The organism is Paraburkholderia flava (assembly GCF_004359985.1).
GTDB lineage: Bacteria > Pseudomonadota > Gammaproteobacteria > Burkholderiales > Burkholderiaceae > Paraburkholderia > Paraburkholderia flava.
This window is the reverse complement of sequence record NZ_SMRO01000002.1, coordinates 1,279,720-1,296,604: the sequence shown is the minus strand read 5'-3', so window position 1 is coordinate 1,296,604 and position 16,885 is coordinate 1,279,720. Positions and strand designations below refer to the sequence as shown.

The 16,885-nt window shown below is 63.7% G+C and carries 15 protein-coding genes; all 15 read right to left on the bottom strand.

Going from position 1 to position 16,885, the window contains the following annotated elements; translation table 11 throughout:
- Nucleotides 1-2: 2 nt before the first annotated feature.
- The gene (locus tag E1748_RS17225) at nucleotides 3-1,349 is read right to left on the bottom strand and encodes an adenylosuccinate synthase (protein ID WP_133648387.1); all 1,347 of its coding nucleotides are present in this window, start codon (nucleotides 1,347-1,349) and stop codon (nucleotides 3-5) included.
- Nucleotides 1,350-1,482: 133 nt separating this feature from the next.
- Entirely contained in the window at nucleotides 1,483-2,634 is a 1,152-nt protein-coding gene (locus E1748_RS17220; RefSeq protein ID WP_133648386.1) for an ATP phosphoribosyltransferase regulatory subunit, read from the bottom strand.
- Nucleotides 2,635-2,785: 151 nt separating this feature from the next.
- The gene (locus E1748_RS17215; RefSeq protein ID WP_133648385.1) at nucleotides 2,786-2,977 is read right to left on the bottom strand and encodes a DUF2065 domain-containing protein; all 192 of its coding nucleotides are present in this window, start codon (nucleotides 2,975-2,977) and stop codon (nucleotides 2,786-2,788) included.
- Nucleotides 2,978-3,021: 44 nt separating this feature from the next.
- Nucleotides 3,022-3,924 carry a protease modulator HflC gene (gene hflC / locus E1748_RS17210; protein ID WP_133648384.1) on the bottom strand — a complete coding sequence of 301 codons (903 nt, stop codon included), beginning with the start codon at nucleotides 3,922-3,924 and terminating at the stop codon, nucleotides 3,022-3,024.
- A gap of 10 nt (nucleotides 3,925-3,934) precedes the next feature.
- A complete protein-coding gene (hflK, locus tag E1748_RS17205; protein ID WP_133648383.1) occupies nucleotides 3,935-5,374 on the bottom strand; it encodes an FtsH protease activity modulator HflK in 1,440 nt (479 codons plus the stop codon).
- 49 nt (nucleotides 5,375-5,423) lie between these two features.
- On the bottom strand, nucleotides 5,424-6,599 hold the full coding sequence (gene hflX / locus E1748_RS17200; RefSeq protein WP_166653616.1) for a GTPase HflX: 1,176 nt from the start codon (nucleotides 6,597-6,599) through the stop codon (nucleotides 5,424-5,426).
- Between the two features lie 72 nt (nucleotides 6,600-6,671).
- Nucleotides 6,672-6,911 carry an RNA chaperone Hfq gene (gene hfq / locus E1748_RS17195; RefSeq protein ID WP_133648381.1) on the bottom strand — a complete coding sequence of 80 codons (240 nt, stop codon included), beginning with the start codon at nucleotides 6,909-6,911 and terminating at the stop codon, nucleotides 6,672-6,674.
- A gap of 153 nt (nucleotides 6,912-7,064) precedes the next feature.
- Nucleotides 7,065-8,402 carry a ribosome biogenesis GTPase Der gene (gene der / locus E1748_RS17190; RefSeq protein ID WP_133648380.1) on the bottom strand — a complete coding sequence of 446 codons (1,338 nt, stop codon included), beginning with the start codon at nucleotides 8,400-8,402 and terminating at the stop codon, nucleotides 7,065-7,067.
- Between the two features lie 424 nt (nucleotides 8,403-8,826).
- Entirely contained in the window at nucleotides 8,827-9,972 is a 1,146-nt protein-coding gene (gene bamB / locus E1748_RS17185) for an outer membrane protein assembly factor BamB (RefSeq protein ID WP_133648379.1), read from the bottom strand.
- 58 nt (nucleotides 9,973-10,030) lie between these two features.
- The gene (locus E1748_RS17180; protein WP_133648378.1) at nucleotides 10,031-10,660 is read right to left on the bottom strand and encodes a YfgM family protein; all 630 of its coding nucleotides are present in this window, start codon (nucleotides 10,658-10,660) and stop codon (nucleotides 10,031-10,033) included.
- A 167-nt stretch (nucleotides 10,661-10,827) separates the two neighbouring features.
- A complete protein-coding gene (hisS, locus tag E1748_RS17175) occupies nucleotides 10,828-12,168 on the bottom strand; it encodes a histidine--tRNA ligase (RefSeq protein WP_133648377.1) in 1,341 nt (446 codons plus the stop codon).
- Between the two features lie 21 nt (nucleotides 12,169-12,189).
- On the bottom strand, nucleotides 12,190-13,491 hold the full coding sequence (gene ispG / locus E1748_RS17170) for a flavodoxin-dependent (E)-4-hydroxy-3-methylbut-2-enyl-diphosphate synthase (protein WP_133648376.1): 1,302 nt from the start codon (nucleotides 13,489-13,491) through the stop codon (nucleotides 12,190-12,192).
- Between the two features lie 98 nt (nucleotides 13,492-13,589).
- Nucleotides 13,590-14,699 carry a helix-turn-helix domain-containing protein gene (locus E1748_RS17165; RefSeq protein ID WP_133648375.1) on the bottom strand — a complete coding sequence of 370 codons (1,110 nt, stop codon included), beginning with the start codon at nucleotides 14,697-14,699 and terminating at the stop codon, nucleotides 13,590-13,592.
- Nucleotides 14,700-14,924: 225 nt separating this feature from the next.
- A complete protein-coding gene (gene rlmN, locus E1748_RS17160; RefSeq protein ID WP_133648374.1) occupies nucleotides 14,925-16,073 on the bottom strand; it encodes a dual-specificity RNA methyltransferase RlmN in 1,149 nt (382 codons plus the stop codon).
- Nucleotides 16,074-16,182: 109 nt separating this feature from the next.
- The gene (gene ndk, locus E1748_RS17155) at nucleotides 16,183-16,608 is read right to left on the bottom strand and encodes a nucleoside-diphosphate kinase (protein ID WP_133648373.1); all 426 of its coding nucleotides are present in this window, start codon (nucleotides 16,606-16,608) and stop codon (nucleotides 16,183-16,185) included.
- Between the last annotated feature and the right edge of the window lie 277 nt (nucleotides 16,609-16,885).

Genomic DNA, 16,885 nt, shown 5'->3' with positions numbered 1-16,885 from the left:
GGTCAGACCTTGAACGGATGGCGCAGCAGGATCGTTTCGTCGCGGTCCGGACCGGTCGATACCATGTCGACCGGCACGCCGGAAACTTCCTGCACGCGTTCGAGGTACGCACGCGCATTCGCGGGCAGCACGTCCCACGACTTGATGCCGACCGTGCTTTCCTTCCAGCCGCCGAACGTTTCGTACACCGGTTCGCAACGCGCGACTTCGAGCGCACCGCGCGGCAGCAGATCGACCGCCTTGCCGTCGATCGTGTAGCCGACGCACAGCTTCACTTCTTCGAGGCCGTCGAGCACGTCGAGCTTCGTCATGCACAGGCCCGACACGCCGTTGATCTGGATCGAGCGGCGCAGCGCGGCGGCATCGAGCCAGCCGGTGCGGCGCGGACGACCCGTGACCGAACCGAATTCCTTGCCGACGTTCGCGAGCGTCACACCCACCTGGTCCTGACGATCGGCGTTGTCCGCGTCGTACAGCTCGCTCGGGAACGGGCCCGAACCGACGCGCGTGCAATACGCCTTCGTGATGCCGAGGATGTAGTGCAGCTTCTGCGGACCGACACCGGCGCCGGCCGTTGCCGCGCCCGCGACGCAGTTGCTCGACGTGACGAACGGATAGGTGCCGTGATCGATGTCGAGCAGCGTGCCCTGCGCGCCTTCGAACAGCAGGTTGCGGCCGGCTGCGTTCTCGTCGTACAGACGGCGCGAGACGTCGGTGACCATCGGCTTCAGACGGTCCGCGTAGCTCAGCATCGTGTCGAGCGTCTGCTGGAAATCGACGGGTGCCGCGCCCAGGTACTGGGTCAGCACGAAGTTGTGATAATCGAGGTTTTCGCGCAGACGCGCGGCGAAACTCGTCGGGTCGAACAGGTCCTGCACGCGCATGCCGCGGCGTGCAACCTTGTCTTCATACGCGGGGCCGATGCCGCGACCCGTCGTGCCGATCTTGCTCGCGCCGCGATGGGCTTCGCGCGCCTGGTCGATCGCGACGTGATACGGGAGGATCAGTGTGGTGGCTTCGGAAATGAACAGACGTTTCTGGACGTCGATGCCGGCGGATTCGAGCTCGCCGATTTCCTTGAACAGCGCTTCCGGCGACAACACGACGCCATTGCCGATGTAGCACGCGACGCCCGGGTGCATGATGCCCGACGGGATCAGACGGAGGATCGTCTTCTTGCCGCCGATGATGAGCGTATGGCCGGCGTTGTGACCGCCCTGGAAGCGAACGACGCCGTGTGCGTGGTCCGTCAGCCAGTCGACGATCTTGCCCTTGCCCTCATCACCCCACTGGGTCCCCACCACGACGACGTTGCGCCCGGCGTTCACATTCACTGCGCTGGCAGACATGTTGTTTCGTAAGCTGGTTAAAAACGTATTCTACCCATGTTCGCGGCAGGCTCCGAATTTTTGCGTTTCCGCTCAAAGGTCTGCAAAAACCGGTGCCGCGTTGGGCTTTGTTCGTGCGTTGTTCGCGCTTTGTTCAGGGCCGCTTTTCGACGACCCACGCACCGTTGCGCTCGACCAGTACACGGTCGCATGCGAATTCGTCGAGGTCGTGGTCATGGCCCGGCAGCGCGTGGATTACGACCTCGCCGGCGTCGCGCAGTGCCGCGACACTCGCGCGCAATGCGTCGTCATGCTGCCACGGTGCGAGGATCGCGCTGCTGCGTGCCTCGACCGGCGAAATGCGCGCCACTTCCCGCAGATCGAGCGAGAAGCCGGTCGCCGCACGGGCCCGGCCATACGCCTGACCGACGTGGTCGTAACGGCCGCCGCGCGCGACCGCGTTCGGCACGCCGTCGACATACGCGGAGAACATCACGCCGCTGTGATACGCGTAGCCGCGCAGATCGGCGAGATCGATCATCACTTCGGCGCCGTCGACCTGCTTCGCAAGGAACGCGAGATCGTCGAGTGCACGCGCGATTTCCGGTGCGTTCGGCAGACGGGCGCGCGCCTCGTCGAGCACCGATGCGTCGCCGTACAACGTCGGCAGTGCGCGCAGTGCATCGCGCGTCACCGGTTGCAGATGCTCCGTGAGTTCGACGAGCCGTGGCACGTCCTTCGCCGCCAGCGCGTCGAACAGCGTTTCGCCGAGTTCGGATGCGGCCGGTTCGCCGTCGAGCAGCGCGGCCAGCACGCCTGCATGACACAGGTCGAGCCGCACCTTCGCGAGACCCGCGAGACGCAGTGCGTCGAGCATCAGCTGCTGGATTTCGAGATCGGCTTCGAGCCCTGCGTGACCGTAGATTTCTGCGCCGATCTGGATCTGCTCGCGCGTCGCGTGGAGGCCGCGCGGTCGCGTGTGCAGCACGTTGCCCGCGTAGCACAGGCGCGTCACGCCCTGACGGTTCAGCAGATGCGCGTCGATGCGTGCGACCTGCGTCGTCATGTCCGCGCGCAGTCCGAGCGTGCGGCCGGACAGCTGATCGACGAGCTTGAACGTGCGCAGGTTCAGATCGCTGCCGCCACCGATCAGCAGCGACTCGATGTATTCGAGCAGCGGCGGCATCACCATCTCGTAGCCGTACGCGCGGAAGCGATCCAGCAGCCTGCGCCGCAGTTCTTCGATCTTGCGGGCCTCCGACGGCAGCACGTCGGCAATATTCTCGGGAAGTAACCAGGTCGACATCGATGCAGTCCTACGACGGTAAGCGCGACGCGAAAGCGCCGGCAGAAAATGGTATGCGTGCCTGAGGCGGTGACCGGCCGGTGAGAGCGGAATACACACGCACTGACGCCCGTATGCGGGACATCCGGTGCGTCGCGCCCTTTGCGGCTTGTCAGGTGGCGATCAGCAGCAGCACGAGTCCCAGCGACATCACGATCAGGCCGCCGATCCGGATGTGATGCGGCGGCCGCTCCGCTATTCTACGAAACGTGTCGCGCCACGCGCTCGGAAAAACGAAAGGGAACATTCCCTCGATGATCAGCATCAGTGCGATCGCGAGCAGTAACGAGCCGGCTATGTCCATTCGGGTGACGACGCCGCGATGCGTGTGCCGCGGCGCTCCGGTAATCAGTGTTTGCGTGACGTCGCAGCGGCATCCGGCGATGGGCCGCCGGACGGACTGCGCATGAAGCGGAAGAATTCGCTGCTCGGGTCGACGACGATCACGTCGTTCGGCTTGAAGCTGTTCCGGTAGGCCTGCATGCTCTGGTAGAACTCGTAGAACTGCGGGTCGCGACCGAACGCGTCGGCGGCAATCGATGCCGCGTTGCCATCGCCCTCTCCCTTGATCGTCTGCGCCTGACGGTACGCGTCGGCGATCAGCGCCTGCTGCTTGCTGTCCGCATCGGCCTTGATCTGGTCCGCTTCCGACTTGCCTTCCGCGCGTTCGCGCGCAGCCGCCTGTTCGCGGCCCGCGATCATCCGCTTGTAGACCGAGTCGGCCATCGCCGCAGGAAAATCGATCCGCGTGATCTGCACGGCGAGCACGTCGACGCCGAGCGACGCCGCGGCCTTCTGCATGCCGTCGCGCGCTTCGGTCGCGATCGCCTGCTGCTTCGCGAGCGCGTCGGCGACCGAATACTTCGCGAACGCATCGCCGAGCGACGTGCGCGACAGCAGCGCGAGCCGGTCGGGCAGACTTTGTATGTCGCCCTTCGTTTCGGCGACGAGCTTCAGCGGATCGCTCACGCGATACTTGATGACCGGATTCACGAGCAGATCGGACTTGTCGGCGCTGGAATAGCGGTCTTCGTCCGGTGCGTCGAACGTCTGGATCCGCGTGTCGACGAGACGCAGTGTCTGCAGCGGCGCCGGCAGCTTCACATGCAGGCCGGGGCCGACCAGCGTGCCCTCGCCCGCACCGCGCGACGACAGCACACCCATGTGACGCTGATCGACGACGAACACCGTCGACGACGCAATGAACAGCACCACTACGATGCCGACGACGAGCGCAATGATTCGATTCATGGTGCGCTCCTTATTGCTGCTGCGGCGTGTCGTCTTCGCGGCCGCGGCTGCGAAAACCTTCACGCGAACGAAGAGGATCGCTCGCGGCCACGGCCTGGCTGGCCGGAGCCGCCGACGTCGCGGCAGCAGCGCCCGATGCGGCGCCTGCGCTGCCGGTCGCTGCCATCGCCGCAGCGTCCGCGTTCGATGCGGACGCATTGCCCGAGGCACCGGTGGCTCCCGTAGCAGCTGCAGCACCCGCACCTGCGGCACCGCTTGCAGCAGCCGCTTCTGCTGCACGTTGACGCGTCTGCTCGACGAGTTTATCGAGCGGCAGATACAGCACGTTGTTGCCCGACTTGCTGTCGACGAACACCTTCGTCGTATTCGAATAGATGTGCTGCATCGTGTCCAGGTACATGCGTTCGCGAATCACTGCGGGCGCCTTGGAATACTGCGCGTAGACCTGCTTGAAGCGCGCGGCGTCGCCTTGTGCCTCGGCTACCACGCGGTCGCTGTAGGTCTTCGCTTCGTCGATCATCTGTGCGGCCTGGGCTTGCGCATGCGGCAGCAGATCGCTTGCATAGGCCTGCGCGTCGCGCTTCGCACGTTCGCTATCCTGATGCGCTTTCGCTGCGTCGTCGAAGGCGGCCTGCACCTGCTCTGGTGCCTGCACGCCCTGGATCGTCACGCCGGTGACCGCGAGGCCCGTGTGATATTCGTCGAGCGATTGCTGGATCGCATCGCTCAGTTGCTGGCGGATTGCTTCGCGATCCTGATAGAGGATGTCGTCGGTGCTGCGCGCGCCGACGATGCTGCGTATCGCAGCCTGCCCGGCCTGGGTCACACTCTGCTCGGGATCGACGCTGCGGAACAGGTAGTCGGTCGGCTTGCGAACCTGGTACTGCACCGAGAAGCGCACGTCGACGATGTCGGCATCGTGCGTGAGCATCGACGCGTCTTTCACGTTCGCGAGACGCACGACGTTGTTGCGGCCGATCTCCACAGAGTGGATCTGCCCGACGTTGACCATCTCGTGAGTTTCGAACGGATACGGCATGCGCCAGTGCACGCCCTGCCCGGCGGTATAGCGATACTCGCCGAACTGCGACACGACACCGGCCTCGCCATCCTGCACGACGAACACGCCGCTGCCGAGATAGATCGCGATCAGCACGCCGACGACAATGCCGACACCGATGCGCGCGCCGCGTCCGTTATCCGGACGACGCTCGCCGCCATTCCCGCCACCCGATCCGCGGCCGAACAGCTTCGACAGACGCCGGTTGAAGTCGCGCCACATCTCGTCGAGATCGGGGGGGCCTTCGCCGTCCTTGCCGTTTTGCGGACGACGCGGTTCATTCGGACGCTGCCGGTCGCCATTGCCGTCGCCTCGTCCCCAACGCGGGTCGTTCAGCGACAACATGCCGCGCACACGCAGCCAGATACTCCGCTCGTTGTAATCGTTCACCTGAGTTCGTTCACCCGAATAGACAGCCGGTCAATGCAATTGGAACGGGTCAACGCCCGTGTTCCGGGATCTTGCGATGCTCGTGCGGAGCCGCGGCAGATGATGGCTCGTCCGGCAGTTGAGGCGCCCCGCCGGCAAGATGTTCGGCAGCAGCGATTTCAGCGATGGCCGCGCGCAATGTGTCCAGCCCTTGCCCTGTGCGCGCACTCAAAAAGACGCGCGAAATATTACCATACTCATCCCTTTCAACCGCGTCGCCACGGGCCGCCAGCTCAGGCACCGCGTCGATCTTGTTGAACACCAGCACCTGCCGGATCGCGTCCGCGCCAATCTCGTGCAGCACGTCGTTGACCTGGTCGATCTGATCGAGCCGGACCGCGCTCGACGCATCGACGACATGCAGCAGCAGATCCGCGTGAATCGTTTCCTCGAGGGTCGCGCGGAACGCCGCGACCAGCTGGTGAGGCAGCTCGCGGATGAAGCCGACCGTGTCGGATACGACCACCTGTCCCACGTCGCCGCCGAGGTACACACGACGCGACGTTGTATCGAGCGTCGCGAACAGCTGGTCGGCCGCGTAGGCCTGCGCTTTCGTCAGCGCATTGAACAGCGTCGACTTGCCCGCGTTCGTATAGCCGACGAGCGACACCGACATCGTGCGATTGCGTTCGCGCGCGCGTCGCTGCGTGCCGTGCTGACGACGCAGTTTTTCGAGCCGCGTCTTCAGCGCCTTGATGCGTTCGCCGATCAGCCGGCGGTCGGTTTCCAGCTGCGTTTCGCCAGGTCCGCGCAGACCGATACCACCCTTCTGACGTTCAAGGTGGGTCCACGCGCGGATCAGCCGCGTCGCCAGATACTGCAGCTGCGCGAGCTCGACCTGCAGCTTGCCTTCGTGGCTGCGTGCGCGCTGCGCGAAGATGTCAAGGATCAGACTCGTGCGATCGACGACACGCCTGTTAAGCGCGCGCTCCAGATTGCGCTGCTGCGCCGGCGCGAGTGCGTGATTGAAGATGACGAGTTCGATGTCGTTCGCCTCGCACGCGAGCCGCAATTCTTCAGCCTTGCCGCTGCCGACGAACATCGCGGCATCGGGACTGGAACGGCGACCGGTGAGGGTAACGGCAGGATGGGCGCCCGCGCTTTTTGCGAGCAGGCTGAGTTCTTCGAGACTGGCAACGAAATCGATCTTTCCGAAGTCGATGCCGACAAGCGCTGCGTTAATCAAATTGGTGGTGGTCAAGATGAGGCGGCCGGCAAGGCTCGCCGTGAGCGACGCCAGGCCGGCCGCGACGAATGGTTAGGCCGCTGATTCGGCATCGGGGTGGAAGTTCACCGGACGGGCGGGCACGACAGTCGAAATAGCGTGCTTGTACACCATCTGGGTCACCGTATTCCGGAGCAACACGACGTACTGGTCGAACGATTCGATGTTCCCTTGAAGCTTGATGCCGTTGACCAGGTAGATCGACACCGGCACATGCTCTTTACGCAGTGCGTTCAAAAACGGGTCTTGTAACAATTGCCCTTTGTTGCTCATAGCAAACTCCGTGTTTTTTGCAGGTTGACTGAATTGTCGGCGAAGGAAAAAGGGATCCGCCGTCAATCGCTACACTATAGCCGATTTTCGTTTTCGCGCACTGCGCCGGCCATCCGGCCAAACCCAATGCACACGCGGGTTTCAGCCTGAAACTCAGCCTTTGTCCGCGTAAGGGTTCGTCGACGAACGAAACTCTATTCGCAATGGAGTGCCGGTCAGCGCGAAAGTTTCCCGGAAGCGGTTTTCAAGGTAGCGCTTGTAGGTTTCGGTAATCGCGTCGAGCGCGTTGCCGTGGACCACGATGATCGGCGGATTCTGGCCGCCCTGGTGCGCGTAGCGCAGTTTCGGGCGCACCGGACCGCGCCGGCGCGGCTGCTGGAATTCAACCGCGTCGATCAATGCGCGCGTCAGTTTCGGCGTCGGCAGCTTCGCCATCGCTGCTGCGTACGCATCGTCGACGGAACGCATCAACGGGCCGATGCCGGTCTTTTCCGTAGCCGAAATAAAGTGGAATTTAGCGAAGTCGAGGAATTTCAGCTTGCGTTCCATGTCGACTTTGGTGCGCTCGCGCACGTGCGGATCGAGACCGTCCCACTTGTTCACACCGACCACGAGCGCACGCCCCTGCTCGACGACGAAGCCCGCGATGTGCGCATCCTGATCCGAGATGTCCTGACGCGCGTCGAGCATCATGATCACGACGTTCGCATCTGAGATCGACTGCAGCGTCTTCACGACCGAGAATTTTTCGATCGCTTCGAACACCTTGCCGCGACGACGCAGGCCCGCGGTATCGATCAGCGTGTATTTCTTGCCCTGCCGTTCGAAGTCGACGTAGATCGAATCGCGCGTCGTGCCCGGCATGTCGAACGCGATCACGCGCTCTTCGCCGATCAGCGTGTTCACGAGCGTCGACTTGCCGACGTTCGGCCGCCCGACGATCGCGATCTTCACGCCGCGCGCTTCCTTGTCCTCTTCGCTTTCTTCCGGATGTCCCGCGTACGCGACTTCGAGCGCATCGCCGATCATCTCGGTCACGCCATCGCCATGCGCGGCGGAGATCGCACGCGGATCGCCCAGGCCGAGTTCGTAGAAGTCGGCGGCGACCATGCTGTACTTCATCCCCTCGGCCTTGTTCACGACGAGGAAAATCGGTCGGCCGGTCTTGCGCAGATAGTCGGCGATCGACTTGTCCTGCGGCGCGAGTCCGTTGCGGCCATCGACGATGAACACGACGATGTCGGATTCTTCTACCGCCTGACGCGTCTGCCGCGCCATCTCGTGCAGGATGCCGTCCTTCGCGACCGGCTCGAAGCCGCCGGTATCGACCACCAGATACGGCCGCTCGCCGACCCGCCCTTCGCCGTAGTGGCGATCGCGCGTGAGCCCCGGCAAATCGGCGACGAGTGCGTCGCGCGAACGCGTGAGGCGGTTAAACAGCGTGGATTTCCCCACATTGGGGCGCCCAACGAGGGCAATGACGGGTTTCATCTGATGTTGTTCACGGTGAAACGCGGCGCGCGGAAAATCGCGGCGCCGCGAACGGCGTCAGGCAGCCGCTTCGCGGCGGCATCTGACGAAAATTATCACGAATCCAGCCGCGGCCGGACAGGCGGGAAGTCTGCTGACGTCTGCTTGTGCCTGTTTTTCACAGCGTTCCATCAGCACGGAGCACACGTTTGTACGCAGGTTCGGGCGACAGCTTCCGCCCAGGTCGATCGCCGCTCTCGAGCACGCCTTAGTGTGCAAGATAACGTGCGAGACAAAGCGGATTGTCGTACCGCGCCGGCTTTCTACCTCTGGCCACGCGACACGGCGCACATCGACCGCTAAGGGGCAACCGGCACGGCGCCCCTGAAAAACATGCGGCCGGCGCTACAGCCGGCCTGCATTCATACCGTCAACGTGTTGGCAATCAGCGCGGACGGAATCCGTACAGATCGCCGTCGTGCGTCTGCACGACCAGCGTATCGCCGGCCAGCACCGGTGCAGCGGTGATCGGGCTACCGTCCGTCTTCATCCGCGCGATGAACGTGCCGTCGTCACGCGACAGGAAATGTACGTAACCCTCGAAGTCGCCCAGGACAACCGCGCGGCCGAGCAGATACGGAATGCCGACATCGCGGTTCTTGAGCTTGTCGGTATGCCACAGCGGGTTGCCGTTGGTCGCATCGAACGCAGACACCACCGACCAGTCGTCACCACCGACCACCGCGCGATCGTCCTGTGCAAGACCACTCGTGCTCGAGAACGGCTTCTCCCACACCGGACGCCCCGAGTTCGCGTCGAAGCAGCCGAGCTGCCCCTGGAACGTCACAGCACAGGCCTGCGCACCGACCAGCGTCGGCGGGCCGGTTACGTCGTTGATCCGCTCGACTTCAGTCACGCCCTTCGGATACGACACCGGCGTCTGCCAGAATGCGTCGCCGCTCTGCAGGTTGATCGCCGCGAACGAACCGCCCGGGAAACCGGCCAGCACGCCAGCATCGCCGGCGAACGTCATGCCCGACGACACCCGCAGGTTCAGCGGCACTGCGCGGTTCCGGTAGATCCACTTCTGCTCGCCGGTCTGCGCGTTGAACGCCGCGATCTGGCCGTCGATCGTACGTACGATCACGAGGCCGTTGCCCACGAGCGGCGGCGAAATGATTTCACCCTGCACGCTGCCCTTCCACAGCACCTTGCCGTCCGGTCCGAGCACATAGACGCCGCCCTTCAGCGCACCGACCGCGGTCAGCGTGCCGTCGCTGCCGACGCCCGCCGACAGATCGCTGCCGACCTTCGTGCGCCAGATGTCCTTGCCGGTCTTCGCATCGATCTTCGCGACCGAGCCATTGGTCCCCGCCGCATACACGGCGTCGCCGACGGCGACCGGCGAGAACAGATAGCGACCTGCCTTCCCGACACTCGACTTCCACGTCTGCTGAACCTCGAGCACGGGTTTGAACGCGGTGAGCGGCGTCGGCACGCGACGCTCGTCTTTCGTGGATGAGCAAGCCGCCAGGGTGAGCGCGGTCATCGCACAGGCAACGGGCACAGCGTAACGTTTCAGCAGATTCATCGTGAGCGAAGCTTGGGTGAGAGGTTGATCGATGGACGGGCGGCGCTACACGCGCCGCTTAGCCGCCCAGTGCGTCGAGCTTGAACTGGACCAGCTGGCGAGCCGACGAATCGGCCTTCGGCAGCGTGTCGAGTGCGAGCTTGTAGGCGGTGCGCGCGTCGTCGCGTTTGCCCTGGGCCGCGAGCAGATCGCCGCGACCGTTGGCGACGACGCCCTTGAACGCATCCGACTGCGGTTGCGCAAGCAGCGCGAGTCCGGCGTCGTACGCTTTTTCGTCGAGCAGCAGCGACGCGAGACGCAGCTTCGCGATCTGCTTGAATTCATCGTCCTTCGCGTGGTCGGCGGCCCATTGCAGCTGCGCCTTCGCACCCGGTTCGTCGCCGGCCGCGTAAAGCGACTTCGCGGCGGCGAGTGCGGTCATCTGCGCGTACGGGGTGCCGCCGAACTTGTCTTCCATATCGGAAGCGACGCGTGTGACCTTCGCCTTGTCGTTCGATGCGACCGCCTGCTGCACCTGGTCGTACAGCACGGCTGCTTCGGTGGACTGGCGGCGCTGCCAGAAGTGCCAGCCGTTCCAGCCGGCTGCAACAACGAGCACGGCCAGCACGATCCACGTGGTCGAATTGCCCCACTGTGCCCACCATGCCTTCAAACTTTCGAGTGATTCCTGTTCGTCGTGGTAACTCATCGCGAGGCGATTCCTTCCTTATATCGACCGCAGCGGGCGCTTCGGCTGTCGGCCGGGGTGTGCGCTTTAGCGCGTTGATCCGGTCCCATGCCAAGCACTCACTACTGTCTCATGCAACATCGTTGCGTTATATCTGTCCGTGCCGAGCCGCAGTCAAACCGCCGCGATCAGTCCTCGCCGTCATCGGCGGATGCAACCATCGCATTGATTAGAAATTCGGTCAAGTCTTCGGCCGCGACGTTCTGTTGTTCGCTCTTACCGTTATTTTCAGCGGCACCGCGCAGCGGTTTGACCCCTACCGTGCCGTTCGCGATCTCGTCATCGCCCAGGATCACCGCGAACGATGCGCCGCTTGCATCGGCGCGCTTCATCTGCGACTTGAAGCTCGCGGGCTGGCCATCGACGCTGCAATGCAGGATCACGTCGAGCCCGGTATCGCGCAGCCGCTCGGCGACGATGAACGCCTGCTCGCGTGCCGCTTCACCCTGGTGGACGACGTACACGTCGCAGCCTTCCTGCTCCGGCACGAGGTTCTCTTCTTTCAGCAGTTCGAGAATGCGCTCGATGCCCATCGCCCAGCCGCATGCAGCCGTCGGCTTGCCACCCAGCTGTTCGATCAGCGGATCGTAACGGCCACCGGCCGCCACCGTCCCCTGCGCGCCGAGCTTGTCGGTCACCCACTCGAACACGGTGAGATTGTAGTAGTCGAGCCCGCGCACGAGCCGCGGATTGATCTTGAACGGAATGTTGTTCGACTTCAGCAGACGTTGCAGTCCGTCGAAGTGCGCGCGCGATTCGTCGCCGAGAAAATCGATCAGCTTCGGCGCGTTCTGCGCGATCTCCTGCAGATCCGGATTCTTCGTGTCCAGCACGCGCAGCGGGTTCGTGTACAGACGGCGCTTCGCCTCTTCGTCGAGCGCGTCCTGGTGCTTTTCGAGGTACGCGATCAGTTCGACACGATGCGCGGCGCGTTCGTGCGCGAGGCCGAGCGAATTGATCTCGAGCTTGATGCCCGACAGCCCGAGGTCGTCCCACAGGCGCTGGCACATCAGGATGATTTCGGCATCGGTGTCCGGGCCCGCGAAGCCGAGCGCCTCGACACCGACCTGGTGGAACTGGCGATAGCGCCCGCGTTGCGGACGCTCGTGACGGAACATCGGACCGATGTACCACAGACGCTTCGGACCGTCGTACAGCATGTTGTGTTCGATCGTCGCCCGCACGGCGGCGGCCGTTCCCTCGGGACGCATCGTGAGGTTTTCGCCGTTGAGCGCGTCGGTGAAGCTGTACATCTCTTTCTCGACGATGTCCGTCACTTCGCCGATACCGCGCGTGAACAGTTGCGTGTGCTCGACGATCGGCGTGCGGATGTTCTGGTATCCGTACGAACGGAGCATCGACTTCACGGTCGATTCGAAAAACTCCCACAGCCCTGCTTCCTGCGGAAGGATGTCGTTCATGCCCTTCACGCCGGACAGCTTCTCGAGCTTCTTTTTCTGTTCAGTCATCTGTCTTCGATCGACGAATATTTAGTTGAGCGCCGTTGCGCGACCGTAGGTGCGCTCGACGTAATCGCTCACGATTTGCTGGAATTCTTCTGCGATGTGCTCGCCGCGCAGCGTCTTCACCTTCTCGCCGTCGATGTACACCGGCGCGGCCGGATTTTCGCCGGAGCCCGGCAGGCTGATGCCGATGTTCGCGTGCTTCGATTCGCCCGGACCGTTGACGATGCAGCCCATCACCGCGACGTGCATCTTCTCGACGCCGGGGAACTGATCGCGCCACGCCGGCATCGACGTGCGCAGATACGTCTGGATCTGCGATGCGAGTTCCTGGAACAGCGTGCTGGTTGTCCGTCCGCAGCCCGGACACGCGATCACCATCGGCGTGAACGAACGCAGGCCCATCGTCTGCAGGATTTCCTGGCCGACGATCACTTCGCCGGTACGTGCACCGCCCGGTTCCGGCGTCAGCGAAATCCGGATCGTGTCGCCGATGCCCTGCTGCAGCAGCACTGACAACGCGGCCGTCGATGCGACGATACCCTTTGAGCCCATCCCCGCTTCGGTGAGCCCGAGGTGCAGCGCGAATTCGCAACGCTTCGCCAGCTCGCCATAGACGGCGATCAGATCCTGCACGCCGCTGACTTTGCACGACAGGATGATCTTGTTGCGTCCGAGGCCGAGTTCGACCGCGCGTTCCGCCGAGCCGATCGCCGACTGGATCAGCGCTTCGTACATCACGCTCTGCGCGCCCCACGGCTCGGCGCGCGCGCCGTTCTCGTCCATCATCCGCGCGAGCAGATCCTGGTCGAGACTGCCCCAGTTCACACCGATTCGCACCGGCTTGTCGTAGCGGATCGCCGCTTCGATCATCTGTGCGAACTGCGTGTCGCGCTTCGCGCCCTGACCGACGTTGCCCGGATTGATCCGGTACTTCGACAGCGCTTCCGCGCAGGCCGGATAGTCGCGCAGCAGCAGGTGGCCGTTGTAGTGGAAGTCGCCGACGAGCGGCACCGTCACGCCCATCCGGTCGAGTTGCTCGCGGACTGCCGGCACGGCGGCTGCGGCTTCCGGCGTGTTGACCGTGATGCGCACGAGTTCGGAGCCGGCCTGCGCCAGTTCCTTGATCTGGATCGCGGTGCCGATGGGATCCGCGGTGTCGGTGTTGGTCATCGACTGCACGCGCACGGGCGCGTCGCCGCCGATCGTCACGAGCTGGCCGCCCCAACGCACGTCGACTGCATGCGACTTGCGACGCGGCGCATGGCCGCCGAAAACGGGCTCGGACGAACAGATCTGGCTGCTGGAGGGCAAGGGATCGGAATGCATCGAAAAATCCGCAAAAAATCGGCCGGGCGTCTGCGCACATGGGCGCCACCCGACCGGGGAGCGCCGCAGGCCGTTGGCCGCGACGCGTCGTTACTGAATCAAGGCAACGCGAAACGCGCGACGTTGCCTCGGGCCGACGAATACTTGGCGGGATCGACCGGCTGGCCGTCGATCGTCATCGACTCGAGGCCTGCCTTGTTGCCCACCGTAACCTTGAACGGCGCCGCGCCGGTGACTTCCTTCGTCTCGCCGGCGTGGACGAGCCCGGAGAACAGCTCCTTGCCGTCTTTCCCACGCACGCTGAACCAGCTGTCCTGGGTCACACGCATCGCGACGATCGCTTCGCCGTCCTGCGCGACGACTGCCGACGCTGCTGCAGCAGCTTGTGCTGTTGTTGCCGTTGTTGCCGTTGTTGCCACTGCCGGCGCGCTCGCGGCGTTCTGTGCCTGCGCTGCAGGCGCAGTCGTCGCAGCGGCTACCGATGCGGGCGCCGTCCCTGCGGACAGCGGGGCCGGCATCGGAGCGGAAGATGCTGTCGTCGTATCGGCGGCCGTCGACGCCGCTTGCGCATCCGGCGCGCTGGCCGAGTCTTCGGCGGCCGTCGTTGTCTGACCCTGCGCGACCGTCGCGGATGCATCGGCCGGCGCGTTTGCCCCGGTCGTACCGTTTGCGCTCGCCTTCAACCGCGCGAGCCATGCGGACGATTCGCCGCTGTTCGTGTGCCACATCGCCAGCGCGATGACCGCGACGACAATGGCCGCGATCCCCCACAGCCACGACCGGTGCCGCGGCGCGCCACCAAGCGACAGCGACACTTTGCCGCGCGGCAGATCGCGTCCCGACGACGCGGGCATCGACAGATCCGGCTGCGCCACGCCCTTCTCGCGGCGCAGTGCCTGCGTGAACGGGGCGGGATCGGCGCCGAGCATCCGTGCGTAGCTACGCACGACGCCGAGCGCGAAAGTCGTGTCCGGCAGATGGCTGATGTCGCCCGCTTCGAGCGACCGCAACTTCGGGGCGGCGACTTTCAGACGCGCCGACACATCGTCGATCGACCAGCCCTTCGACTCGCGCAGCTGCGCCAGACGGGCGCCCACTCCCGCGAGGGAATCCAGCCCGCTCAGCGCTACCGGCGGCACAGCGGCCGGCGTGGGGCGGCTTGCGTTCGTCTCGGTGTCCTGCGGCTGCGGGTGCTGCGGCTCACTCATCCCAAGTCCTTTCGCGTCGATTCTTTTTCACTCGTGCGATCCTTCGGGACACCCCCGCCCCAAAACCGGATTCGCAGACCGTTTATAACAAAATGCGCGGCCAGTTGTACCAATTGCCGCTTCCGATCGATTCTGCAAACTTTCGTTCAACCAGTCATAACCAGTCTTGCCGGCAACGCCGGAACCTGACTGCGTCTGTTTCTCGCGACGGCGCCAGCCGCCACATCACACAGCACGGACCTCGATAACCTTCGCCGCCTTCCCGGTGCGTTCGGCAAGCCGTGTGCGGTCCTGGACCGCACCGGCAAGCTGACCACAGGCCGCATCGATGTCGTCGCCGCGTGTCTTGCGCACGGTAGTCACGACACCTGCGTCGATCAGCACCTGTGCGAACCGCTTGATCTGTTCCGGCTTCGAGCGGAAAAGTCCGGACTCCGGGAACGGATTAAACGGGATCAGATTGAATTTGCACGGGATGTCGCGCGTCACCGCCAGCAGTTCGCGCGCCTGCGCTTCACTGTCGTTCACGTTGTCGAGCATGCAATATTCGAACGTGATGAAGTCACGCGGTGCGACCCGAAGATACCGGTCGCACGCGGCCATCAGCTCGCGCAGCGGGTACTTTTTGTTCAGCGGCACAAGCATGTCCCGCAGATTGTCCGTCGGCGCGTGCAGCGAAACAGCGAGCGCCACGGGCAGATCGGCGCCGAGGCGATCCATCATCGGCACCACGCCCGATGTGGACAGCGTCACGCGCCGGCGCGACAGGCCGTACGCGTTGTCGTCGAGCATCAGACGCATCGCCGGTACAACCGCGTCGTAATTCAGCAGCGGCTCGCCCATGCCCATCATCACGACATTGGTGACCGCGCGTTCGCCCTTGCCGTCGCCGCCCGTTGCACGACCGCCGGCCGTACCGCGCGCCGCGCGCAGCGCGAACTCGGCCATGCGCAGCTGGCCGATGATTTCACCGGTGGAGAGATTACGTGAGAAGCCCTGCTTGCCGGTCGAGCAAAAGCGGCAATTCACCGCGCAGCCGGCCTGCGACGACACGCACAGCGTGCCGCGGGTTTCTTCGGGAATAAAGACGGTTTCAACGGCATTGCCGTTGCCGACGTCGACGAGCCATTTACGCGTGCCGTCGGCGGAAATATGGTCGCTGACGATGTCGGGCATCGTCAGGGTTGCGCGCCCTTTCAGCTTTTCGCGCAGGGATTTCGCAAGATCGGTCATGCCGTCGAAATCCGCCGCGTTGTACTGGTGAATCCAGCGCTGCAATTGCTTGGCGCGAAACGGCTTTTCGCCGAGGCTGTCGCAATAGGCGACAAGCCCCTGAGCGTCTAGATCGAGAAGGTTGACGGTTGTGCTCGTCATATCGAATCCTGCCATTTCAGTGCGAGACCACGTTCATGCAAAACAAGCTGCATGAACGTTCCAGCCGTTCGCGCCCGTTCCTGCTTTACCTTACTACTTTACCCGGTGATTAACGCGAGTAAACGTTGACTTCCGGGAAGAAGAACGCGATCTCATTACGCGCCGTTTCAGCGGCGTCCGAGCCGTGCACGGCGTTCGCGTCGATGCTGTCGGCGAAATCCGCGCGGATCGTGCCCTTCTCTGCCTTCTTCGGGTCCGTCGCGCCCATCAGCTCGCGATTCTTCAGGATTGCGTCTTCACCTTCCAGCGCCTGCACCATCACCGGGCCGGAAATCATGAATTCGACGAGGTCCTTGAAGAACGGGCGTGCTGCGTGAACCGCGTAGAACTTTTCCGCGTCGGCGCGGGACAGGTGCACCATGCGTGAGGCGACGATCTTCAGACCCGCGTTTTCGAAACGGCTGTAAATCTGGCCGATCACGTTCTTTGCCACTGCATCCGGCTTGATAATCGACAAAGTGCGTTCGAGCGCCATAAAAACTCCAGAAAATTAAGAGGTTACAGATTCAAATGAATCCGCTATTGTAGCATGTTCCGATGTATGATTGCGATTGAACCCTTACAATCAGAAAGCATCTAACGAAGGGTTGCACCAACGTCGCACGATCGCAAGGCACAACCCGTCCGGCAAGCATTGCAACTCCTTAAGACACGGTTAATCTTAGGGATGTAGTTTTCACGCGTAGGGCGGGCAAGCCGGGCCGAACCGGCAGACGGCGGGCACCACCACTACGCACACACTGCGCTCGGCG

What these genes read in the sequence shown, in the direction of transcription:
- E1748_RS17225 (WP_133648387.1), bottom strand. Translation starts at nt 1,349, where the DNA reads ATGTCTGCCAGCGCAGTGAATGTGAACGCCGGGCGCAACGTCGTCGTG.
- E1748_RS17220 (WP_133648386.1), bottom strand. Translation starts at nt 2,634, where the DNA reads ATGTCGACCTGGTTACTTCCCGAGAATATTGCCGACGTGCTGCCGTCG.
- E1748_RS17215 (WP_133648385.1), bottom strand. Translation starts at nt 2,977, where the DNA reads ATGGACATAGCCGGCTCGTTACTGCTCGCGATCGCACTGATGCTGATC.
- hflC (WP_133648384.1), bottom strand. Translation starts at nt 3,924, where the DNA reads ATGAATCGAATCATTGCGCTCGTCGTCGGCATCGTAGTGGTGCTGTTC.
- hfq (WP_133648381.1), bottom strand. Translation starts at nt 6,911, where the DNA reads ATGAGCAACAAAGGGCAATTGTTACAAGACCCGTTTTTGAACGCACTG.
- der (WP_133648380.1), bottom strand. Translation starts at nt 8,402, where the DNA reads ATGAAACCCGTCATTGCCCTCGTTGGGCGCCCCAATGTGGGGAAATCC.
- bamB (WP_133648379.1), bottom strand. Translation starts at nt 9,972, where the DNA reads ATGAATCTGCTGAAACGTTACGCTGTGCCCGTTGCCTGTGCGATGACC.
- E1748_RS17180 (WP_133648378.1), bottom strand. Translation starts at nt 10,660, where the DNA reads ATGAGTTACCACGACGAACAGGAATCACTCGAAAGTTTGAAGGCATGG.
- hisS (WP_133648377.1), bottom strand. Translation starts at nt 12,168, where the DNA reads ATGACTGAACAGAAAAAGAAGCTCGAGAAGCTGTCCGGCGTGAAGGGC.
- ispG (WP_133648376.1), bottom strand. Translation starts at nt 13,491, where the DNA reads ATGCATTCCGATCCCTTGCCCTCCAGCAGCCAGATCTGTTCGTCCGAG.
- E1748_RS17165 (WP_133648375.1), bottom strand. Translation starts at nt 14,699, where the DNA reads ATGAGTGAGCCGCAGCACCCGCAGCCGCAGGACACCGAGACGAACGCA.
- rlmN (WP_133648374.1), bottom strand. Translation starts at nt 16,073, where the DNA reads ATGACGAGCACAACCGTCAACCTTCTCGATCTAGACGCTCAGGGGCTT.
- ndk (WP_133648373.1), bottom strand. Translation starts at nt 16,608, where the DNA reads ATGGCGCTCGAACGCACTTTGTCGATTATCAAGCCGGATGCAGTGGCA.